Consider the following 17,065-nt stretch of genomic DNA (forward strand, 5'->3'; position numbering starts at 1 on the left):
TTGATTACCGTCGGCGGGGAGCAGGGCGGTGTATCGGCGGTCGGGCGGCCGGAGGCCGGGTCACCGGTGGCTTCGCCACAGGTGGCCTTGGACGTGTCGGTGGTTGCCCGCCGGGTCGGTTCGGTCGATCAGGTCTGACTGGCCTGTTCACGTCAATATCGACATCCACGTCATGGTAGTAGTCGTTCCACAGCATCGAGTCGTAAAACGGGTCATATCCATATCCGACCCCGACACCAACCGAGACACCGTCGCATGCCGTCAGCAGAAGGCTGGATGCCCCAAGCCCCAGCGCCAGAACAGAGGGTTTGATAAATCTTCTTGTCATCTGAACCTCCTTACCGCGCAGGCTGGAATGACGCGAAAACGGCATTCAGTGTATCGGCATAGGCCGGATCCGCTCCGTTGCGCAGGATTGCGACGACGATCGCAACACGGTCACGCGGCAGATCGATCACAGTGGCGGTAAAGTTCACCCCCCTGCCATCCCTGTTGCCTGTCCCGCGGATCACACGTGCGGGCAAACCGCCGATGCGCCTGTCACTGGTACTTGTGACCGTCGGCTCCTTGACCAGAAACTTGTCGATATCTTCCAGATAACGCAGCCCGTCAGCGATGCTTTTGACACCGTTCGGCGACACAAAACCCATCCAGACATTATCGTCAGTGACTGGACGCATCCCCATGACCCGGGCCACAGCACGCGGATCGCCAAGTTGCGTATCTTCGATTTCCCGAATTCCGCCTGTGCGCAATGTCCAGAAATCGGGCACGTTAAACCGGAACAGCGCGCGCCCGTCGTCGGTATAGGTGACCGGTGTGTCCGCCGATGCGGGTGGGATGCATACCAACCACATCCCCGCACAGGCAGCCAGTGCGGAATTCAAAATAATACGCATATCTCAATAACCTGTTGGTTTCACTTCACGCAGCTTGGCCCACCAAAACGGTACTTGTCCAGCATCAGGGCGCGCATGGTTCGGGAAACCGGGCGGCAACGATCTTCAATATGCAGCGCTCAGCTACTTGACCAACCCATATTTTCAATCAACGTAGGTCCCATCCGTCACGCCGCCATTGTCATCGACAAAACGCACCCTCTGCCCGCTTACCTGAACGTCGTAACACGCCCACAAATCCGAAGGCGGCCAAAGCGAACAGTACCTGTCGTCACGCACATTCCAGCGGCCCGAACTGGGCCTGCCCGAGAAATACTGGGTCAGCATATTGGCGTCGAAGCTCTGCCAGGCTCCTTCTCCATAATCGAGCTTCTTGCTGGTCAAGGCGACAAGTATCTCGTTGCCCGACAACTGGCGGAACTCCTCTGCGGCCAGAAATCCGGGCCACAGCATCAAAATCAGGGCAAACCGTCTCATCTCGGCACTCGCACCTTGTTCCCTTTTGCATGCACGGCTAAACCCCGCGCAACGCCTCATCCCAAACACAAAAAGGTGCAGCCGCCAATGATACCCCGTTATTCCCGCCCTGACATGGTTGCCATCTGGTCGCCCGAGACCAAGTTCCGCATCTGGTACGAGATCGAGGCGCATGCCTGTGACGCCATGGCCGATCTGGGGGTGATCCCGCGCGAAAACGCCGAAGCCGTCTGGAAAGCCAAGGACGTGGAATTCGACGTGGCCCGCATCGACGAGATCGAAGCCGTCACAAAACATGACGTCATCGCCTTTCTGACCCATCTGGCAGAACATGTCGGCAGCGATGAGGCCCGCTTTGTCCATCAGGGCATGACCAGCTCGGACGTGCTGGACACATGTTTCAACGTGCAGCTGACCCGCGCCGCAGATATTCTGGTCGCCGACCTCGAAGGTCTGCTGGCCGCCCTAAAACGTCGCGCAATCGAACACAAGGACACTGTCCGCATTGGTCGCAGCCACGGCATCCACGCCGAGCCGACAACGATGGGCCTGACATTCGCGCGTTTCTACGCCGAGATGGACCGCAACCTGTCCCGGATGCGCGATGCGCGCGCCGAGATTGCCACGGGCGCGATCAGCGGCGCGGTCGGCACCTTCGCCAATATCGACCCGCGCGTCGAGGAGCATGTCTGCGATCAACTGGGTCTGGTCCCCGAGCCAATCAGCACCCAAGTCATCCCCCGTGACCGTCATGCCGCGTTTTTTGCAACGCTGGGCGTCATCGCCAGCAGCATCGAAAACATCGCCATCGAAATCCGCCACATGCAGCGGACCGAGGTGTTGGAGGGGGCTGAGTTCTTCTCGATGGGTCAAAAAGGCTCTTCGGCCATGCCGCACAAGAAGAACCCGGTCCTGACCGAGAACCTGACCGGTCTGGCGCGCATGGTGCGCGCGGCCGTGATCCCGGCGATGGAAAACGTGGCGCTCTGGCACGAGCGGGATATCTCGCATTCTTCGGTCGAACGCATGATCGGACCGGATGCCACAATCACGCTGGACTTTGCGCTGGCACGACTGACAGGCGTGATCGACAAGATGCTGATCTTCCCCGAGAACATGATCGAAAACATGAACAAGTTCCCCGGCCTTGTGATGAGCCAGCGGGTGCTGCTGGCGCTGACACAAGCTGGCGTCAGCCGCGAGGACGCCTATGCCATGGTTCAGCGCAACGCACTGAAAGTCTGGGAACACCGCACCGATTTCAAAGAAGAGCTGCTGGCAGACCCCGACGTCACCGCCGCATTGACCGTCGAGGAAATCGAAGAGAAATTCGACCTTGGCTATCACACCAAACACGTGGACACCATTTTCGCCCGCGTCTTTGGTGAATAGCGCAGACGTTTGATTTCTTTTAGGACCCGGGTCGCTTCCCCGATCCGGGTCTTGTTTTTTGCCAGATTGACGGAATTGGGTTATCCTGCAGGTGCATTTTCCGGATGGGAGAGTCCAATGTTTCGAACCATTCTCTGCGCGTTGACATTTTCCTGCGTTGCATCGGTCGCACTTGCCTGCAGCAATCACACCAATCAGACCCAGTCCTGCGAACCCGGCACAATCTGGGACACCGAGACACAAAGCTGCACCAAAATCGTCAACAGCTGAAAAATCTTTCCTGCTTGTGAATAAAAGCGATCAGTCAATTGTTAGCTTTTCTGAAGATCACGCTATGCTTTTGACAAGTTCCTTTGAAAACGGAGTAGGAATATGCGCCTCGTACTAGCCTCAGCACTTGCCCTTCAGGCTTTTGTGCTCGCTCCCGCCGCGTTCGCAGCAGGTGGTGGCGACAGCAGCCCCCCAAAGCCGACAAACACGACCAAGAAATGCCTGTTCGGGCGCGTGTATGACGAGACGGCTGGTCGCTGTGTCAAACCGAACAAAACCAATTTCACCGAAGATCAGCTTTATGATGCAGTTCGGGAACTGGCCTACGATGGCCAGTATGAAAACGCGCAGGCGATATTGCGCGTGATGGATCAGAATGACGACCGCGTCATGACCTACTGGGGCTTTACCTACCGCAAGATGGGCGAACTGGAACTGGCCAACGTTTTTTATCAAAACGCTATCTCCGCTAACCCGGACAACATCCTTGCCCGTAGCTATATGGCGCAGGGTTTTGTTGCAGAAGGGAAAACCGATCTAGCCATAGCACAGTGGCGCGAGATCAAGGCACGGGGCGGCGAAGGCACATGGGCCGAGACCTCTCTGCGCGATGCAATCCGCACCGGGCTGACCTACAGCTACTGAGGTTCAGGGTAAATTTACCTGTTGCTTCGTAATCTGCTCGTGAAATCGCAATTTGGGACCGCGGACAGATGCAAGACGCCAAAGCTCTGGTACATATATCTCCGGCTGCTTCGACGCCGGTGATCGAAGGGGAAGAAGAAGACGCGGCGCGTGTTGTGCCCCGACAGCTTAGCAACCGGCAAAAAGCCGCTGTTATCGTTAGGCTTCTTCTAAACGAAGGCGCCGACATTCCATTGGAAGAACTCCCGGACGCCTTGCAGGAGAAACTGACCCACCAGCTGGGACAGATGGGTCTGGTGGACCGCGTCACGCTTGATGCGGTCGCTCGGGAATTTACGCGCGCGCTTGAAGGCGTCGGCTTGGCCTTCCCGCACGGGCTGGCAGGCGCTCTGGATGCCGTCAACGGCAAAATTACACCGGCAACGGCAGCGCGATTGCGAAAGGTTGCCGGCGTGCGTCAGATCGGCGACCCGTGGCTGCGCCTTCGTGAAATACCTATCGAAGATCTGGCCAGTATGGCGCAGGCGGAAAGCACCGAAATTGCCGCCGTGATGTTGTCCAAGCTTGATACGCCCAAGGCCGCAGAACTGCTTGGTCACCTTCCAGGCCCCGTGGCCCGCCGCATAACCTATGCCGTATCCAAAACGGCCAACATCACGCCCGAAGCGGTTGAGCGGATTGGATGGTCGCTGGCCGCCCAACTGGATCAGCGCCCTGCCCCGGCCTTTGCGGACCACCCCGGCGCCCGTGTCGGTGCAATCCTGAACCAGTCGGCTGCAACAACCCGGGACGGGTTGCTGACCGCGCTGGATGAAGAGGATTCCGACTTTGCCAGTGTGGTACGCCAGTCCATCTTTACCTTTGCCCACATATCAAACCGCATCACTGCGCGGGACATCCCCGCGCTGTTGCGCGGTATCGATCAACCCGTGCTAGTGACCGCACTGGCGGGCGCAATCGCCGATGAAGACAGGGCTTCGGTCGAATTCCTGCTTTCCAACATTTCTACGCGCATGGCGGAAAATCTGCGCGAGGAAATGGGTGAACGGGGCAAGGTCAGGCAAAAGGATGCGGACGACGCGATGGCGCAGGTTGTCGGTGTCATTCGCGCACTGGTGGATGAAGGAGCCATCACCTTGATCGAACAAGAAGGCGATGAACAATAATGCGACACGCCGGAACGCAATGGTGATCCCTCCGGATTTGCTGAACGCTTGTGGTTGCGGTTTCTGACCTGTATGTCTGAGCCCGCAAATCGAATATCTGGTGAGACACCTACATGCCCGTCGAAAAGTCGGAACTGAGCCGCTTTGAGCTTGGTAAATACTACATCACCAGCCTTTTCCTCAAAGCTGTAATCGGTACGATGCGGCTATTGCCGTACGAACGGCGCATTGCGGCAATGGGTGCCATTGTGCGCGGCCTGTCGCCGATTGTTGGCTTCACAAACCGCGTGCGCCGCAACCTCAAACTGACATGCCCCGATCTGCCCGATGCCGAGGTTCGCCGCATTTGCAGCGCCGTTCCCGACAATGCGGGCCGGGCGATCATGGAGCATTTTTCGCCCGAAGGCTTTTCCGAGCGGCAGAAGGATGCCAAAATTTCGGGTCCCGGCATCGCTGCTTTTGATGCCGCCGTGGCCGAAGGCAAACCGGTCATGATGATTACCGCGCATTTCGGACACTACCTCGCGGCCCGAGTCGCGCTGCAGAACCACAGCGGCAAACCCATCGGTTGCCTGTATCGCCGAATGGCCAACCCGTATTTCAACGACATTTACGTTGAAGCTTTCTACAAAACCGGTGAGCCGATGTTCGAACAGGGCCGTCGGGGTATGGTCGAAATGGTTCGTTCGCTCAAAAAAGGCGGGATCATCGCCATCGTGTCCGACCTGCACGCCCAGGGCGGTGAGGATCTGACTTTTTTCGGCAAACCGGCTGTCACCTCGGTTTTGAATGCTGAACTGGCGATCAAATATGGTGCCGTGCTGATCCCATGCTATGCAGTGCGCCAGCCGAACGGGATCGATTTCGAGATCATTCTGCATGATCCTGTTCCGCATACTGACGCCAAAACAATGACCCAGTTCACCAATGATGATCTTGAAGCCGTGGTTCGCAAACACATGGGTCAGTGGTTTTGGATTCACCGACGCTGGAAAACATGGAACGGGCTGGGGGTTCAGCCGGAAGATATGCCCTAATTCATTTTGCCTTGGCTGCAGCAACGATGGGGCCGTGCCCCGTTTTCTGCACCAGCACAACCGCAGGAAGATCCGAGGTCAACACCGTCGAAAACCGCTGTGGCGCGACCCCGTCCCACTGCCCGGCGCTCTGCCAGGATTCGACAACATTGGCATAGTCCAGTTCGTGTCCCGCCAACTCGCCCCTGCGGATCGAGGCGTGTCGCATCGGAGAATACTGAACGACACGCACGTCATACGTCTCTCCAACCGGTAGGTTGACGGGCGTCACATCCACAACAACGTCGTTCCCAGTCCGGCTGGCATTGACTGAAGCCTTAGGGGTGGCTTTGAGATGCGCGTCAATCAGTCGGTTCAGTTCCCGCAATTGCGCGCCAACGATGTCCTGTTGGCCGTTTATCACCATCTGCGGTGTGTAAATCATCGACCGCCCGCCCTGACGGGCATAGGCGCGTTGGCGCGTGGTATGATCGGGATCGGCAAATTCGTCCTTCCAGCCGATGTAGTCCCAGTAGTCGACGTGTAGCGCCAGCCCGATGACGTCGTCGCGCTTGACCAGATCATGCAGGATTCGATCCGCAGGCGGGCAGGATGAACAGCCTTGAGAGGTGAAAAGTTCTACAACGACGGGATCGTTTTCAGCCAGAACCGGTGCCGCCAGTAGCAATGACGCAAGCGTTGAAAAGATAGTCATTCTGAACATGGCGGCCTCGGTTTGGTCGGTTGCCAGACAGGTTTAGACCGTTCAAAGATCAACCGCCAATCAAGGTTTCTTGAGACCTAGGACACCCAAATTGTAAAAAATGTGTGCAATGGTATACAAAAATTGCCGCACTTGTCGTGTTGGACCTTGAACCAAGGCTAAACGTGATGCAGATACCCCTCAGCGAATCCCATAATCCACGTCATTTTGAGAGGGAGGCCATTAGATGCCCATCAAAGTCGGACAGGATACCGCCAAGACACGCCGCAGCCTGAGCGTGAATGGCAAGTCCATTTCCTATTACTCGATCCCCGCCGCGCAAGAGGCCGGTCTGGGCGATTTTTCCAAGCTTCCCGCCGCGCTGAAAGTTGTGCTGGAAAACATGTTGCGGTTCGAAGATGACGGCTTTTCGGTCTCAGTCGACGACATCAAGGCTTTTGCCGAATGGGGTGCCAAGGGCGGCAAGAACCCGCGCGAGATCGCCTATCGTCCGGCGCGCGTCCTGATGCAGGACTTCACCGGCGTTCCTGCCGTGGTCGACCTTGCCGCGATGCGCGACGGCATCAAGGGTCTGGGCGGCGATGCTCAGAAGATCAATCCGTTGAACCCGGTTGATCTGGTCATCGACCACTCGGTCATGATTGACGAATTCGGCAACCCGCGCGCGTTCCAGATGAATGTGGACCGCGAATATGAGCGGAACATGGAGCGTTACCAGTTCTTGAAGTGGGGACAGTCGGCCTTCAACAACTTCCGCGTTGTGCCCCCCGGAACCGGTATCTGCCACCAGGTGAACCTGGAGTATCTGGCGCAGACCGTCTGGACAGACACTGACCAGAATGGGGATGAAGTCGCCTACCCCGACACGCTTGTCGGCACTGACAGCCACACCACCATGGTCAACGGCATGGCCGTTCTGGGTTGGGGCGTCGGCGGAATCGAGGCCGAGGCCGCAATGCTGGGTCAGCCGATCTCGATGCTGATCCCCGAAGTCATCGGCTTTGAACTGACCGGCGATTTGGTCGAAGGCACCACCGGGACCGACCTTGTTCTGAAGGTCGTGGAAATGCTGCGTGAAAAAGGCGTCGTGGGCAAATTCGTCGAGTTCTACGGCGAGGGTCTGGACCGTCTGCCGCTGGCCGACCGTGCGACCATCGCCAACATGGCGCCGGAATACGGCGCGACCTGTGGTTTCTTCCCGATCGACGGTGAAACGCTGCGCTACCTGCGCAACACCGGCCGTGACGAAGATCGCATCGCACTGGTCGAAGCCTACGCCAAAGAAAACGGTTTCTGGCGCGATGAGAACTATGCGCCGATCTACACCGACACCCTGTCGCTGGACATGGGCACCATCGTTCCCGCGATCTCGGGCCCGAAACGCCCGCAGGACTATGTCGCACTGACCAACGCCAAGGCCGCTTTCACCAAGGAAATGGCCGAGACGTTCAAGCGCCCTATGGGCAAGGAAGTCGCCGTCAAAGGCGAAGACTACACCATGGAATCGGGTAAGGTCGTAATCGCCTCGATCACCTCGTGCACCAACACCTCGAACCCATACGTGATGATTGGCGCGGGTCTGGTGGCGCGCAAGGCGGCTGCGCTGGGTCTTGACCGCAAGCCGTGGGTCAAAACCTCGCTGGCACCGGGTTCGCAGGTTGTGTCGGCCTATCTTGAAGCCGCCGGCTTGCAGGAAGATCTGGACCAGATCGGCTTCAACCTTGTCGGTTACGGCTGTACCACCTGTATCGGCAACTCGGGTCCCATACAGAAAGAGCTGTCCGATGCGATTGCCGAAGGCGATTTGGTTGCCACGTCGGTCCTGTCGGGCAACCGCAACTTCGAAGGCCGTATCTCGCCTGACGTACGTGCCAACTATCTGGCCTCACCGCCGCTGGTTGTCGTTTACGCGCTGGCCGGCACGATGGATATCGACCTGACGTCGGAACCGATTGGTCAGGACAAGGACGGCAATGACGTCTTTATGAAAGACATCTGGCCGACCCAGCAGGAAGTTGCGGAACTGGTCGAACAGACCGTGACCCGCGAGGCGTTCCAGTCGAAATACGCCGACGTCTTCAAGGGCGACGAGAAGTGGCAGTCGGTCGAGACCACCGATGCGGAGACCTATGACTGGCCCCCGACCTCGACCTACATTCAGAACCCGCCCTACTTCCAGGGCATGGGGTCCGAGCCTGGCACGATCTCGAATATCGATGGTGCCAAGGTTCTACTGATCCTGGGTGACATGATCACCACCGACCACATCTCGCCTGCAGGTTCCTTTGCGACGACAACTCCGGCCGGTAAGTATCTGACGGACCGTCAGGTTCAGCCGCGCGAGTTCAACTCGTACGGGTCGCGCCGCGGCAACCACGAGGTCATGATGCGCGGCACTTTTGCCAACATCCGCGTCAAAAACGAGATGCTGGACGGCGTCGAAGGCGGCTATACCAAGGGCCCTGATGGCGAACAGACCTCGGTCTACGAGGCGTCGATGGCTTATCAGGAACAGGGCGTTCCGCTGGTCGTCTTTGGCGGCGAGCAGTACGGCGCGGGGTCTTCGCGTGACTGGGCGGCCAAAGGCACGGCACTACTGGGCGTCAAGGCCGTGATCGCTGAAAGCTTCGAGCGTATTCACCGTTCGAACCTGGTTGGCATGGGTGTTATCCCGTTCGAGTTTACCGGTGGCGATACTCGTAAATCGCTGGGTCTGAAGGGGGATGAAACGGTTTCGATCCACGGTCTGGATACCATCCAGCCGCTGCAAGAGGTTCCCTGTACCATCGTCTATGGTGACGGTTCCGAGAAGACCATCAGCCTCAAGTGCCGCATCGATACCGCGCCCGAGATCGAGTACATCGAGAACGGCGGCGTGCTGCACTATGTGTTGCGGAACCTGGCCAAAGCTGGCTGAGCCGGACCAGATATAGCTTTTTGAAGGGCGCCCTTTGCGGGCGCCTTTCTCTTGCGCGGCATTGCCTCGCTCTACAGGGTATTTTTAAACAGAAGAAGTTGCCTTTTGCCCCCAATCCCGTTCTGGTGTGGGCAGGAGAAGCAGATGAAAAAAGTGGCATTGGTTACGGGCGGCGCACGGGGAATTGGACGTGCGATTGTCGAGGAACTGGAAAAAGATCATCGGGTGGCATTCACATGGCGCTCCACTGAGCCGGTCCATTGGAAAGCGAACCACAACCTGCTGTCAATACGGTCTGACCTGACGCAAAAGGACCAGCCAGAAGCTGTCATAGCACAAGTTCTGGATCATTTCGGCCAGTTGGATGTGATCGTGAACAACGCCGGTCTGGTTGCCTCGACTCCGAAAGAGTATTTTGAAGCGGAAGACCATCGGGCGATCCTGGATCTGAACCTTCTGGTTCCGGCCGCATTGCTGGCAGCGGCCCTGCCGCACCTGCAACCAGGGACGGCCATCGTCAGCATTTCTTCGGTCAATTCGGTTCTGCCACCACGTGACGCGGTCACTTACGGTGCCAGCAAAGCGGCGCTGAACCTCTGGACCCGCGCGATGGCGAAAGAGCTTGGGCCGGCCGGAGTTCGCGTCAATGCGGTCGCGCCAGGTGCGATCAACATCCCCGAGGCACCACGTCCGGATGACCTGACCGAGTTATTCGTCAAGGACACCGCGCTGGGACGCGCTGGAACCCCAAGCGATATTGCTGGGGCCGTGCGATTTCTGTGTTCCGACGCGGCGTCCTTCATAACCGGAGAGGTTCTGACAGTCTCGGGCGGATATCGCCTTTGAATGCAGTCGGCCCAAGCTTACCAGCCTATTGCACTGCCGCCTTCTCCAGTGCAGGGCGGATCGTGCTTGCGATGACGCGCTGGGTGATTGGCCCGGCATGGCGCAGAATGATGGTGCCCTCGCCGTCAATCACATAGGTCTCAGGTACGCCGTAGACGCCCCAGTCCAACCCCATACGCCCCTGCTCATCCCGTCCGATCCCGGCGTAGGGATCGCCCAGTTCGGTCAGAAAAGCTTCGGCATTACCCAACGGGTCTTTGTAATTGATGCCGTAGATCGGAATGCCTTCCTGCGCCAGAGCCTCCAGATTCGGGTGTTCGGCCCGGCACGGGGCGCACCAGCTGGCCCAGTAGTTGACCAGCTTGACCTCTCCGTCGCGCAGGGTGGCATCGTCGAAGCCGGATTTGCCGGGGAACTCAGTCATGACGACGGGCGGCGCGGTCTGGCCTTCCCGGGCCGAGGGCAATGCATTGGGGTCGTCGCGGAACATCCCGATTCCCGCCAAAACGGCAAACGCGCCAAAGATCAGCGGCGGCGCGATCATAAGTGGCGAGATCTTAGCCATTACGCGTCATCCTCTGTTCGATTTTTTCCATTTCGGCGCGCACCTTGCGTCCGCGCAGCACGCTGAACACGATCAGGGCAACCAAAAGGACAATCGAGGCCGCATAGGCCGACAAAACCGTATCCGCATATTTACCAAGATCGGGGATCATCCGCCCACCCTTTCCCGTGCCAGCAGCGCCTTGATCCGGCGCGCCCGGATTTCCGTGCCGGTGCGATACAGCACCAGCGCGATGAACAGAAGGACAAAGCCAACGATGCACAAAAGCAGCGGGTAGAAATAGATGTTGCTGACCTTCTCTTCGGTATCCGCCCCGGTCACAGCTGCAGCGCGCATCACGGATGCACCCTGATGCAGACCCTGATTCCAGAAATTCACCGCATAGCGGCTGAGGATCGCAAAGACCGACCCCACCAGACACAACACCGATGTCAGGTCGGCCGCCGTATCGGGGTCTTCGATGGCCTCCCACAGCGCGACGTAGCCCAGATAGAACAGGAAGAGAATCAGGAACGAGGTCAGGCGCGGATCCCAGGCCCACCATGTTCCCCACATCGGCTGCCCCCAGATCGCGCCGGTTGCCAGTGCGATCAGTGTCATGACTATTCCGACCGGTGCCGCAGCCCGCGCAGCCAGCGCGCTGACATGATGGCGCCGCACCAGCCAGACCAGCGATGTCGCCAGCATCATCAGCCAGCAATTGATCGCCATCAAAGCGGCGGGCACATGCAGATAGATGATCTTGACGGTCGAGCCCTGTTTGTAGTCGTCAGGGGTAAAGAAAAACCCCCAGATCAGGCCGACGACAATGCAAACCGTCGAGGTGACCCAGAAGAACGGCAGCACACGTTCACTGGTGGCAAGAAACTTGCGCGGGTTGGCATATTCCCAGAGGGCGTTGGCTTTGGCTGCAATCGACATGGGCTCTATCTAGTCCGACTCGGGTCTGTTCTCAATTGACATCAGTCAAAGTTGTGGCGGTTCACCGCAGATTGATCCGCAGCACGGCGGCGCTGGCAAAGGGCAGCAGGGCTATGGTCGCTGCCGTGATTCCGGCCAGCATCAACAGGGGCGTTTGTGTTTCCATGCCAGTCGCGCCCCGCCGGGCGACTTCGGCACCGAAAATCAGCGTCGGCACGTAAAGCGGAAGAACCAGCAGTGACAGCAGCAGTCCGCCACGTTTGAGCCCCACGGTCAGCGCCGCGCCAAACGTGCCGATGACGCTCATCGCCGGGGTGCCGATCAGCAGCGAGATGACCAACCAGAAAAAACCCGGCGCAGGCAGGTTCAGCAAAACGCCCAGAAACGGCGCGGCCAGAACCAACGGCAAGCCGGTGGTCAGCCAATGGGCCAGCGCCTTGATCGTCACGACAGCCTCGAGCGGCAGCGGCGCGGTGGCCAGCAGGTCCAGCGATCCGTCCTCCCAATCCAGTGCCAGAAGACGATCCAGCGACAAGAGGCACGCCAACAGCGCCCCCAGCCATAGGACGCCCGGTGCGATAGTCGACAGCAGCGAGGATTGCGGCCCAACGGAAAACGGTACCAGAACGGTCACGATCAGAAAAAAGGCCAGACCCAGACCAAAACCCCCGCCCGCACGGAAGGCCAGCTTCAGGTCGCGCAAAAGCAAGGCGATCACAGGAAACCTCCGTCAAAGTCGTCGATGGGTTTTGGTTTGGCCTTGTTGGGACCGACATCCAGAACCTCTCCGTCCAGCCCGAGGTCGATATGAGTGGCGATCAGGGCCGAACCACCCTGCCCCAGATGTGCCCGCACCGCATCGGCGAACATCTGCACGGCATTGCGATCCAGAGACACGGTGGGTTCGTCCAACATCCAGATCGGGCGTCCGGTGACCAGCATCCGGGCCAGACCCAGACGACGTTTCTGACCTGCGGACAGGTTGCCTGCGTGGCGGTCTGCCAGATCATTCAGATCAAAGGCGTCCAGCGCGGGCTGAATGTCCGGTTTGCCAAAAACCGAAGCCCAGAAAGTCAGGTTTTCTGTCACTGACAGGGTGGGTTTCAAACCATCCGAATGCGCGGCATAGGCGATCCGGTCTTCAGCCCCTTCGATCCGGCCAGCCAAGGGCGGCTGCAACCCGGCCAGCGTTCGTAGCAGGGTAGTTTTTCCAATCCCGTTGGGGCCGCGCAGGATCAGTGCGCGACCGGGTTCCAGCACAAAGCTCAGTCCCTCGAGAACAGGGATACCGCCCCGGGTGACGGCAAGATCGCTAACGGTCAGTGTCATGAGTTCCGCTTATCTTATTGCTGCCAGACGCAAAAGGCGGGATTTGCCGCAGGAGAACAGCCTTTGCGTTTTTGGAAGGAAGCGGAGCGAGGGGCCGGCCCCTCGCGCTCCCCGGGATACTTTTGGCCAGATGAAGAGCGGATCCGGTCAAACAGGGATCAGGGCCAGCGCCACGCGCCGGCCTTCGGACAGCAGCACGTTATAGGTACGGCAGGCCGCTGGTGAGTTCATGATCTCGACCCCAAGGCCTGCGTCCTCCAATGCGACACGCAAGTCGGCCGGGATGTGAGACAGTTCAGCGCCGGTGCCGATGAAGACCACATCGACGTCGTCGGACAACTCCAGCAAAGCGTCCTGATTATCGTAGCCGCCCCAACCGGCGGTGCCGGTCGGACCGGTTAGAACAGACCCTTCGTAGACCTGCCCGCCGATGCGGAAGAAGCCGGGACCGTAGCCGTCAACAGGTGCAGAGCTGTTATATGTTATCTCGTTCAAACGCATGGCCCGTGTTTATCCCCAAAGCGGCAAGCCCGACAAGGCCGCAACGGCAATCGCCAGATAGGCGCTTGCACGGTAGATCCTCTCGCGCTCGGGCCGGAAAAGCCACCCTCCGAGCCAGTTTCCAGCCAGATTCGGAACGGCCAGCGCCAGACCCAGCCCGATCGACGCCAGGGTGACCCGGCCCATTCCAGTCAATATCCCAAGCAGCAGGAAATCAAAGGCAAAGAGGAACAACAGAATGGTGGCCCGAACAACTTCAATCGGCAGCGGACGCGACATGTAGAACAGAATGACGGCGGGACCCGGCAACCCTGCGACACCACCAAGGAAACCAGCGGCGGCTCCGATCCCCGCAACCATGGCGCGGCGCACGCGCCCCCGATAGCGCAGGCCAGAGGCAAGTACGGCGAGCATGAACAGTGAGATCAGACTGACCGCGTACCGGAACACCACGGGTTCCACCTGCGTCAGCAGCCACAACCCGATCGGCAAGGTCACCGCACAACCAAGGACCAGCCGCAGAAGATCCGACCGATCGACGGAGGCCCAGGCCCGGCGCAGATTCGGGACCGGACCGAAAATATCCATGACTGTCAGGGCAATCAGCGCACCGAACGGGCCCAGAAATGGCGCGGACAGAGGAAGAAAGATCAGAGCGGTGCCGAACCCGGAAAAACCGCGCACGACACCGCCCAGAAAAGCCGCGAACAAAACGATGGCCAGCCCCGCCGGGGACTGGCCCGAAAGCTCAGGCATCGATGTTTGCGAACTGGTTGCCCGCCGTGTTTGACGGCTTGGACCAGTCGCGCTTGACCCCCAGCCACAGCAAGATGGTCGATGCCACGAAGACCGAGGAATAGGTACCCACGATCACGCCCCATATCATCGCAAAGACAAAGCCGCGGATCACGTCACCGCCCAGTACATACAACGAAATCAGCGCCAGCAGAGTGGTGACCGAGGTCATCACCGTCCGGCTGAGTGTTTCGTTGATCGAAAGGTTCAGAACCTCTTTGAGGTCCTTTTTCTTATACTTGCGCAGGTTCTCGCGCACCCGGTCGAACACAACCACTGTGTCGTTCAGAGAGTAGCCGACAATGGTCAGCAGCGCCGCGATGATGGCCAGATCGAAGCGGATCTGCAGCTCTGAAAAGATACCGATGGTCAGGATCACGTCATGTACCAGCGCGGCCACTGCACCCAGGGCAAACTGCCATTCGAACCGCAGCCAGATGTAGACAAGCACCGCAGCGATGGCCAAAGCCACAGCGATTACCGCAGTCTGGATCAGCTCGCCGGACACTTTTGGGCCAACGGATTCGACCGAGACGAACTGAATATCCGGCACCGCAGCTTGCAACGCCCCTTCTACTGCTGTCACGGTAGCAGCGGAAACGGCTTCGGCATCGGCTTGCGCCTGAATGCGGATCATTGCGACGTTTTCGTCCTCGCCGAAAGTCGGATCGAAAATCTCGGTGATGGTCACGTCACCCAGTTCGAGCGGCGCGATGGCATCGCGATAGGTGCCCACATCAATTTCCTGCGCGCTTTGCGTCCGAATCGTGGTGCCGCCGCGAAAGTCGATACCAAAGTTCAGGCCCTGGATCAGGAACGAGGCGAAGCCCACGATCATCAGCAAAGCCGAAATGCCCAGCCAGACTTTCCAGCGGTTGAAGAAATCGAACGAGGTTTCCTTGGGAACAAGTCTCAGTCGCATATCAAACCTCGATCGTTTTGGGGCGGCGGCGTTCGAACCACATGACGATCATCAGGCGCGTCACGAAGATCGCGGTGAAGACCGAGGTCAGAATGCCCAGACCCAGAGTGATGGCAAAGCCGCGCACCGGACCGCTGCCCATGGCGAACAGGATCGTCGCAGTGATAAATGTAGTGACGTTGGCGTCCAGAATGGCCGACAGCGCCTTTTCATATCCCAGCTCGATAGCGCGTGAGGGCCCTCTGGCGGATTTCAGTTCCTCGCGTATGCGCTCAAAAATCAGCACGTTGGCGTCGACTGCCATACCAACCGTCAGAACGATGCCCGCAATACCCGGCAGGGTCAGCGTTGCACCGATCACCGAAAGAAGGCCGAACAGCAGACCAACGTTGATGATCAACGCGATATTGGCGAACACTCCGAACAGGCCATAGCTGAGTGCCATGAAGACCAGCACTGCGGCAAAGGCGACCGTGGTGGCCACCTTCCCCGCATCGATGCTGTCCTGCCCCAATTCGGGACCAATCGTACGTTCTTCAAGGAACTCAAGCCCCGCAGGCAGGGCACCGGCGCGCAGCAGCACAGCAAGGTTGGTGCTTTCTTCCACGGTGAAATTGCCGGTGATGATACCGGACCCGCCCGGAATGTGGGATTGGATCACGGGGGCCGAAATCACCTCATCATCCAGCACAATCGCGAACGGTGCGCCGATGTTATCGAGGGTATAGTCGCCGAACTTGCGCGCGCCCGAGGTGTTGAACCGGAAGCTGACTGCGGGGCGGCCGTTCTGGTCGAAGGACGGTTGCGCATCCACCAGTTCTTCACCGGTCACGACCGGAGCGGATTCGATGGTGTAGAATACTTCGCTTTCGTCCAGCGAGGGCACGACTTTTTCACCGACACCCGGTACGGCATCCGGGTCGGTCCCACGGCCCACAACCGGATTAAAGGTCAGTTGCGCGGTCGTTCCGATGATCTCTTTCAACTCACCTGCGCTGCCGACGCCCGGGACCTGAATCAGAATACGGTCCGCACCCTGACGCTGAATGGTGGGTTCGCGTGTTCCGACCTCATCGATACGGCGGCGGATGATTTCCAGCGCCTGACGCACGGTCCGGTCATCCGAAGCCAGTTTCTCGGCTTCGGACAATTGCACGACGATTATGTCACCGTCGGCGCGCGCTTCGATGTCGGTCGCCCCAACACCTGTCAGCGTCTGCACCTGACGCGCAAGACCACGTACAACTTCCAGCCCGCGAGACATGCCTTCGGGTTGGCTGATCCGTACGCGAATCTCATCCGGTGCGGATGGCTGCTTGCGGATGGTGCCTACCGTCCCGCGTTCATCGCGCAGGGCGTCGCGAATTTCCGGCCACATCGCCTCCATTCGGGCTTCGTAGACATCGCTGGTCTGGACTTCGGCCAAGAGATGCGCGCCGCCGCGCAAATCGAGGCCCAGGTTGACTAGAGAAGACGGCAGCCAGTTTGGCCACTGGGCGGCCTCGGCCTGCATTTCCGGAGTATCAATGCCAAGTTCAATGGCGGTTTTGGCGTCGTTCGATTGCTCGACACGCGTATAGAACGCATTCGGCAGGGCCATGAGCAGACCGATCACACAGACCGACCAGATCAGAACCCGCTTCCAGGTATCAATGTGCAGCATTACCCTGCCTTTTCAAG

General features: G+C 58.9%; 20 protein-coding genes. 7 read left to right on the plus strand and 13 right to left on the minus strand.

Features of this window, described 5'->3' with window-relative positions; all coding sequences use genetic code 11:
- Positions 1-4 precede the first annotated feature (4 nt).
- The 3 genes from ACR0CG_RS01635 to ACR0CG_RS01645 all read right to left on the minus strand — a co-directional run bounded on the left by ACR0CG_RS01635 (position 5) and on the right by ACR0CG_RS01645 (position 1,376).
- The gene (locus tag ACR0CG_RS01635; protein WP_170610219.1) at positions 5-328 is read right to left on the minus strand and encodes a hypothetical protein; all 324 of its coding nucleotides are present in this window, start codon (positions 326-328) and stop codon (positions 5-7) included.
- Between the two features lie 10 nt (positions 329-338).
- Positions 339-899: a hypothetical protein gene (locus ACR0CG_RS01640; protein ID WP_480522534.1), complete on the minus strand. Its 561-nt coding sequence runs from the start codon at positions 897-899 to the stop codon at positions 339-341.
- A gap of 144 nt (positions 900-1,043) precedes the next feature.
- A complete protein-coding gene (locus ACR0CG_RS01645; RefSeq protein WP_480522535.1) occupies positions 1,044-1,376 on the minus strand; it encodes a hypothetical protein in 333 nt (110 codons plus the stop codon).
- An 87-nt stretch (positions 1,377-1,463) separates the two neighbouring features.
- On the opposite strand from ACR0CG_RS01645, the gene purB reads away from it, so the two are divergent.
- The 5 genes from purB (at position 1,464) to ACR0CG_RS01670 (ending at position 5,886) form a co-directional block, all read left to right on the plus strand.
- Entirely contained in the window at positions 1,464-2,768 is a 1,305-nt protein-coding gene (gene purB / locus ACR0CG_RS01650) for an adenylosuccinate lyase (protein WP_480522537.1), read from the plus strand.
- Positions 2,769-2,885: 117 nt separating this feature from the next.
- Positions 2,886-3,038 carry a chitin-binding domain-containing protein gene (locus ACR0CG_RS01655; RefSeq protein ID WP_480522539.1) on the plus strand — a complete coding sequence of 51 codons (153 nt, stop codon included), beginning with the start codon at positions 2,886-2,888 and terminating at the stop codon, positions 3,036-3,038.
- A gap of 102 nt (positions 3,039-3,140) precedes the next feature.
- Positions 3,141-3,683 carry a hypothetical protein gene (locus ACR0CG_RS01660; protein ID WP_170610210.1) on the plus strand — a complete coding sequence of 181 codons (543 nt, stop codon included), beginning with the start codon at positions 3,141-3,143 and terminating at the stop codon, positions 3,681-3,683.
- A 68-nt stretch (positions 3,684-3,751) separates the two neighbouring features.
- Complete coding sequence (locus ACR0CG_RS01665; protein WP_480522540.1) at positions 3,752-4,849, plus strand: flagellar motor switch protein FliG; 1,098 nt, start codon at positions 3,752-3,754, stop codon at positions 4,847-4,849.
- Between the two features lie 113 nt (positions 4,850-4,962).
- Positions 4,963-5,886, plus strand: coding sequence for a lysophospholipid acyltransferase family protein (locus ACR0CG_RS01670; protein WP_480522541.1), 924 nt, complete (start codon positions 4,963-4,965; stop codon positions 5,884-5,886).
- Position 5,887: 1 nt separating this feature from the next.
- Here the strand turns inward: ACR0CG_RS01670 and ACR0CG_RS01675 are convergent, their stop codons facing one another.
- The gene (locus ACR0CG_RS01675) at positions 5,888-6,589 is read right to left on the minus strand and encodes a DUF1223 domain-containing protein (protein ID WP_480522543.1); all 702 of its coding nucleotides are present in this window, start codon (positions 6,587-6,589) and stop codon (positions 5,888-5,890) included.
- 226 nt (positions 6,590-6,815) lie between these two features.
- On the opposite strand from ACR0CG_RS01675, the gene acnA reads away from it, so the two are divergent.
- Positions 6,816-9,506: an aconitate hydratase AcnA gene (gene acnA / locus ACR0CG_RS01680; protein WP_480522544.1), complete on the plus strand. Its 2,691-nt coding sequence runs from the start codon at positions 6,816-6,818 to the stop codon at positions 9,504-9,506.
- A 144-nt stretch (positions 9,507-9,650) separates the two neighbouring features.
- Positions 9,651-10,352 (plus strand): SDR family NAD(P)-dependent oxidoreductase, encoded by a 702-nt coding sequence (locus tag ACR0CG_RS01685; RefSeq protein ID WP_480522545.1) that lies wholly within the window; start codon positions 9,651-9,653, stop codon positions 10,350-10,352.
- 25 nt (positions 10,353-10,377) lie between these two features.
- Here the strand turns inward: ACR0CG_RS01685 and ACR0CG_RS01690 are convergent, their stop codons facing one another.
- The 9 genes from ACR0CG_RS01690 to secD form a co-directional block, all read right to left on the minus strand.
- Positions 10,378-10,917: a DsbE family thiol:disulfide interchange protein gene (locus tag ACR0CG_RS01690; RefSeq protein WP_170610201.1), complete on the minus strand. Its 540-nt coding sequence runs from the start codon at positions 10,915-10,917 to the stop codon at positions 10,378-10,380.
- Entirely contained in the window at positions 10,910-11,068 is a 159-nt protein-coding gene (gene ccmD / locus ACR0CG_RS01695; RefSeq protein WP_480522546.1) for a heme exporter protein CcmD, read from the minus strand. Before ccmD ends, ACR0CG_RS01690 begins: the two co-directional genes overlap by 8 nt.
- Complete coding sequence (locus ACR0CG_RS01700; protein WP_480522548.1) at positions 11,065-11,838, minus strand: heme ABC transporter permease; 774 nt, start codon at positions 11,836-11,838, stop codon at positions 11,065-11,067. The genes ccmD and ACR0CG_RS01700 overlap by 4 nt, the downstream gene beginning before the upstream one ends.
- A 61-nt stretch (positions 11,839-11,899) precedes the next feature.
- Positions 11,900-12,556, minus strand: a complete 657-nt coding sequence (ccmB, locus tag ACR0CG_RS01705; protein ID WP_170610195.1) for a heme exporter protein CcmB — start codon at positions 12,554-12,556, stop codon at positions 11,900-11,902.
- On the minus strand, positions 12,553-13,167 hold the full coding sequence (gene ccmA / locus ACR0CG_RS01710) for a heme ABC exporter ATP-binding protein CcmA (RefSeq protein ID WP_480522550.1): 615 nt from the start codon (positions 13,165-13,167) through the stop codon (positions 12,553-12,555). The genes ccmB and ccmA overlap by 4 nt, the downstream gene beginning before the upstream one ends.
- A 147-nt stretch (positions 13,168-13,314) precedes the next feature.
- Complete coding sequence (locus ACR0CG_RS01715) at positions 13,315-13,668, minus strand: Mth938-like domain-containing protein (RefSeq protein WP_480522551.1); 354 nt, start codon at positions 13,666-13,668, stop codon at positions 13,315-13,317.
- Between the two features lie 9 nt (positions 13,669-13,677).
- Positions 13,678-14,424, minus strand: coding sequence for a sulfite exporter TauE/SafE family protein (locus ACR0CG_RS01720; protein WP_170610189.1), 747 nt, complete (start codon positions 14,422-14,424; stop codon positions 13,678-13,680).
- Positions 14,417-15,385, minus strand: a complete 969-nt coding sequence (secF, locus tag ACR0CG_RS01725; protein ID WP_170610187.1) for a protein translocase subunit SecF — start codon at positions 15,383-15,385, stop codon at positions 14,417-14,419. The genes ACR0CG_RS01720 and secF overlap by 8 nt, the downstream gene beginning before the upstream one ends.
- Position 15,386: 1 nt before the next feature.
- Entirely contained in the window at positions 15,387-17,048 is a 1,662-nt protein-coding gene (gene secD, locus ACR0CG_RS01730) for a protein translocase subunit SecD (protein ID WP_480522553.1), read from the minus strand.
- Positions 17,049-17,065 lie beyond the last annotated feature (17 nt).

Source organism: Ruegeria sp. AB8 (assembly GCF_056542605.1).

Bases quoted from the DNA above. Each gene is read 5' to 3' on its own strand.
- ACR0CG_RS01635 (WP_170610219.1), bottom strand. From the start codon at position 328: ATGACAAGAAGATTTATCAAACCCTCTGTTCTGGCGCTGGGGCTTGGG.
- ACR0CG_RS01640 (WP_480522534.1), bottom strand. From the start codon at position 899: ATGCGTATTATTTTGAATTCCGCACTGGCTGCCTGTGCGGGGATGTGG.
- ACR0CG_RS01645 (WP_480522535.1), bottom strand. From the start codon at position 1,376: ATGAGACGGTTTGCCCTGATTTTGATGCTGTGGCCCGGATTTCTGGCC.
- purB (WP_480522537.1), top strand. From the start codon at position 1,464: ATGATACCCCGTTATTCCCGCCCTGACATGGTTGCCATCTGGTCGCCC.
- ACR0CG_RS01655 (WP_480522539.1), top strand. From the start codon at position 2,886: ATGTTTCGAACCATTCTCTGCGCGTTGACATTTTCCTGCGTTGCATCG.
- ACR0CG_RS01660 (WP_170610210.1), top strand. From the start codon at position 3,141: ATGCGCCTCGTACTAGCCTCAGCACTTGCCCTTCAGGCTTTTGTGCTC.
- ACR0CG_RS01665 (WP_480522540.1), top strand. From the start codon at position 3,752: ATGCAAGACGCCAAAGCTCTGGTACATATATCTCCGGCTGCTTCGACG.
- ACR0CG_RS01670 (WP_480522541.1), top strand. From the start codon at position 4,963: ATGCCCGTCGAAAAGTCGGAACTGAGCCGCTTTGAGCTTGGTAAATAC.
- ACR0CG_RS01675 (WP_480522543.1), bottom strand. From the start codon at position 6,589: ATGTTCAGAATGACTATCTTTTCAACGCTTGCGTCATTGCTACTGGCG.
- acnA (WP_480522544.1), top strand. From the start codon at position 6,816: ATGCCCATCAAAGTCGGACAGGATACCGCCAAGACACGCCGCAGCCTG.
- ACR0CG_RS01685 (WP_480522545.1), top strand. From the start codon at position 9,651: ATGAAAAAAGTGGCATTGGTTACGGGCGGCGCACGGGGAATTGGACGT.
- ACR0CG_RS01690 (WP_170610201.1), bottom strand. From the start codon at position 10,917: ATGGCTAAGATCTCGCCACTTATGATCGCGCCGCCGCTGATCTTTGGC.
- ccmD (WP_480522546.1), bottom strand. From the start codon at position 11,068: ATGATCCCCGATCTTGGTAAATATGCGGATACGGTTTTGTCGGCCTAT.
- ACR0CG_RS01700 (WP_480522548.1), bottom strand. From the start codon at position 11,838: ATGTCGATTGCAGCCAAAGCCAACGCCCTCTGGGAATATGCCAACCCG.
- ccmA (WP_480522550.1), bottom strand. From the start codon at position 13,167: ATGACACTGACCGTTAGCGATCTTGCCGTCACCCGGGGCGGTATCCCT.
- ACR0CG_RS01715 (WP_480522551.1), bottom strand. From the start codon at position 13,668: ATGCGTTTGAACGAGATAACATATAACAGCTCTGCACCTGTTGACGGC.
- ACR0CG_RS01720 (WP_170610189.1), bottom strand. From the start codon at position 14,424: ATGCCTGAGCTTTCGGGCCAGTCCCCGGCGGGGCTGGCCATCGTTTTG.
- secF (WP_170610187.1), bottom strand. From the start codon at position 15,385: ATGCGACTGAGACTTGTTCCCAAGGAAACCTCGTTCGATTTCTTCAAC.
- secD (WP_480522553.1), bottom strand. From the start codon at position 17,048: ATGCTGCACATTGATACCTGGAAGCGGGTTCTGATCTGGTCGGTCTGT.